The sequence below is a fragment of the Bacillus thermozeamaize genome, from assembly GCA_002159075.1.
GTDB lineage: Bacteria > Bacillota > Bacilli > ZCTH02-B2 > ZCTH02-B2 > Bacillus_BB > Bacillus_BB thermozeamaize.
The window spans coordinates 1-3,000 of the sequence record LZRT01000138.1 but is presented as its reverse complement, the minus strand read 5'-3'; the positions used below and the strand labels follow the sequence as shown (position 1 = coordinate 3,000).

Genomic DNA, 3,000 nt, shown 5'->3' with positions numbered 1-3,000 from the left:
AGGCACCAAGATACAACGACCTCGCTTCGCCAGCCGCAAGAGTATTATACGGTGGGCAGACGACCATTTTCATCCTCTGATGGTGCCGCGTCAGCGGCATGGAGGTCTATAAAGAAAAGGGAAATCTTTGAAAAAAAGGAGACTGGATGACGGAATGAAACGGGCACAACCGGCGAATTCGTCGGCGCGCGGTCCGGTTTTCCACGCCGTTGCGCTTTTTCTGATTGCGCTCTGTTTCTTTCTGGTGCTGCATCCCCCGGCCGTCCGGGCCGCCGCCTGGGTTCAGGTGTCGGTTGGTGAAGGTGAGCTTCCTCAGGGTATCGCCTACGGAAACGGGGACTTCGTTGCTGTAGGGATCGATTCTGCAAGTAATAAAGGCATGGTATGGATCTCTCAAGATGGGGACAACTGGGTACAAGTGCACGGGGCCGCCTTCGATCTTGAATCTGTTGTTTTTGGAAACAATCGTTTCGTTGCGGTAGGAAAATACGGAAAAATCTTCACCTCGGACACAGGGGAAATTTGGACAGACAGGTATTCCGGGGTTAATGTTGTTTTGCGCGACGTCGCCTATGGCAACGAAAAGTTTGTCGCGGTGGGAGATGATGAGACGGTTTTGATATGGGATAACTGAGAAGTTTGGAAGAAAGTGTATTCCGGTACGAATTCGCCTCTCAGAGGCGTTGCTTTTGGCGCCGGGACGTTTGTCGCCGCAGGCAATGGCGTGATCCGGACCTCGTCCGACGGGGTGAAATGGACGAAGATTGACTTGTTTGGCGTCGCCTTGAACGCCGTCGCTTACGGCGGCGGCAGGTTCGTCGCCGTGGGGGATAAAGGCCGGATTTGGATACAGGAAGGGTCCAGTTGGGTTTCACGTTCAGGCCCGTGGGATGTGAATTTAAAAGGAGTGGCCTACGGAAACGGACACTTTGTCGCGGTGGGAGACAACGGCGCGATCCTGATCTCGCCTGACGGTGAAAATTGGACGGTACAGAGACGGGGGATGGAAGATTTCAGGGATGTCGTCTATGGCGGTGGAAAATTTGTCATCGCAGGCTCCGCAGGAACCGACGGTATCATCCTCTACGCCAGTACCAACGATAAACTGGGGAACCTGACCGTCAGTCCGGGGACGCTTATGCCCTCGTTTGACGCCGATACGATGGCCTATTCCGTGTATGTGGCCCGCGGCACCGACACGATTGACATCACGGCCGAACCGGACGATGATGTTAACGCGATTCTGACTATCAACGGCACGCAAGCGACAAGCGGAAGCCCGTTTGCCGTCGACCTGACCCCGGGTGTGAATCCCATCGAAATTGTCGTCGAATCCCAGGCCGGCACGACCAGGACCTATACCTTGACGGTATACTCCGTGGAACCCGACGGAAACGGCGCCCTGATTTCGTCCGTGACAAGCGTGCCCGCCGGGTCTGACACAACTTTGGCTTTTGAATTCGCGGGGACCCTGGACGGCGGAACGGTGGAGATCGTCGTTCCCGGGGGATGGAGTCCGCCAAGCGTGACGCCGGAAGATCCCGGCTATACCACACAGCCGGCAGGGGGACCGTGAGCGTAGACGGACAGACCATCACCGTGTCCGGGGTGACGCTGTCCGAAGGCGAGACGCTGACCATCACCTATGGCGACAGAAGCGGCGGCGGGCCGGGAGCCAAGGCGCCGACGACGCCCGGCGTCCAGGTCTGGCAGGCTCGGTCGGCGGGCCACTTTACCGGAACGCCGCAGAACCTGGCCGTATCGGACGAGTTCCACCATGCGGCGGCTCCGTCGTATCATATTATTCCAGTCTTAAAAATTTCCTCCGCAATTTGCGCATGATCTGGGACCGCCTGGGCGTGCTGACGGACGAAGGTGTGCATTTTGTCTAATATAATTGTTGAATTATTCATCGAGCAAATGAATTTAGATTATGATGATTCAAGATCCGATATTATTCGTATAAGGAATTATAAGGCGATAAATGTGTTATTTGTCGAGGAAAGATATGTAGAGCTACAAAACAAAATAATGGATGTAAAAAATGATGGAGTTAGATTTATTTGTGAGATTGTGGGAATTAATGTTGTTCCCGAATCCGTGATCATCAACTGATGAAAATGCGAGAAAAAGCAGGCAAATACACCCCCGAAGGCGAATGACATAAACAAGATAACATTCACCTGCGGGGTGTCATATGAAAATCAAGTTCGTCCGCTCCAAGAAGCTTATCCTTTCCACTCATGCCGGTCTTGCAACCGTAGGGGCATTGCTTGCACATACCAGATTAACCAAACGTTTAAACCATACACGCCTTTCGGAGATGGAGAACCCCTATCATTCTCATGCCGACGTGATGAAAAGTTACATCGGGCTTCTCTGCCAAGGCAAGAGTGATTTCGACCATATTGAGCTGTTTCGGAACGACGATGTATTTCCGATCTGTTTGCAACTGCAAAAAGTGCCCTCCAGTCCGACGCTTCGGCAACGCCTGGATCGTGCTGCGACAGAAGCGGCGGGATGGAACGAGATTCTTCTGGAGGAATCGGCCGATCTGATTCGCCGCGTCCAGGCGCCGCTTACCGGTGTTCAGGCCGGTTCGGTCGTCTTTGTACCGCTGGACATCGACGTTTCTCCCTTTGACAATTCCGGCACCCGAAAAGAAGGCGTCTGCCGCACCTACAAAGGTTTCGACGGCTACGCGCCCATATTTGCTTACCTGGGCCAGGAGGGTTACGGCGTCAACGTCGAACTGCGGGAAGGCAGCACGCATGTCCAGAACGGAACGGCTGCTTTTTTGACCCGGAGCATCGCGTATGCGCGGCGCGTGACGGATCTGCCGATTCTCGTCCGCATGGACGCGGGAAACGACAGCATCGACAATTTGCGCGTATGTCACCGTGAACAAGTGGACTACATCATTAAAGCCAACCTCCGCAAGGAACCGAAAGAGCTGTGGCTGCGCATCGCCGAATCCTCGGGCATTTGCTGCCAGCAGCG

4 protein-coding genes and 1 pseudogene are annotated in these 3,000 nt (G+C 54.2%); all 5 read left to right on the top strand.

The features are described from left to right. Nucleotides 1-154 precede the first annotated feature (154 nt). The 5 genes and pseudogenes from BAA01_11385 to BAA01_11365 all read left to right on the top strand — a co-directional run bounded on the left by BAA01_11385 (nucleotide 155) and on the right by BAA01_11365 (nucleotide 3,000). Nucleotides 155-634, top strand: a complete 480-nt coding sequence (locus BAA01_11385; protein OUM84207.1) for a hypothetical protein — start codon at nucleotides 155-157, stop codon at nucleotides 632-634. Between the two features lie 15 nt (nucleotides 635-649). Continuing rightward, on the top strand, nucleotides 650-1,576 hold the full coding sequence (locus tag BAA01_11380; protein OUM84206.1) for a hypothetical protein: 927 nt from the start codon (nucleotides 650-652) through the stop codon (nucleotides 1,574-1,576). After that, nucleotides 1,573-1,842 carry a hypothetical protein gene (locus BAA01_11375; GenBank protein ID OUM84205.1) on the top strand — a complete coding sequence of 90 codons (270 nt, stop codon included), beginning with the start codon at nucleotides 1,573-1,575 and terminating at the stop codon, nucleotides 1,840-1,842. The genes BAA01_11380 and BAA01_11375 overlap by 4 nt, the downstream gene beginning before the upstream one ends. A gap of 42 nt (nucleotides 1,843-1,884) precedes the next feature. Next, on the top strand, nucleotides 1,885-2,115 hold the full coding sequence (locus BAA01_11370; protein OUM84204.1) for a hypothetical protein: 231 nt from the start codon (nucleotides 1,885-1,887) through the stop codon (nucleotides 2,113-2,115). A gap of 82 nt (nucleotides 2,116-2,197) precedes the next feature. Beyond that, a pseudogene (locus tag BAA01_11365) lies at nucleotides 2,198-3,000 on the top strand (transposase).

Excerpts from the sequence above, each read along its gene's own strand:
- BAA01_11385 (OUM84207.1), top strand. The coding sequence starts at position 155 with ATGAAACGGGCACAACCGGCGAATTCGTCGGCGCGCGGTCCGGTTTTC.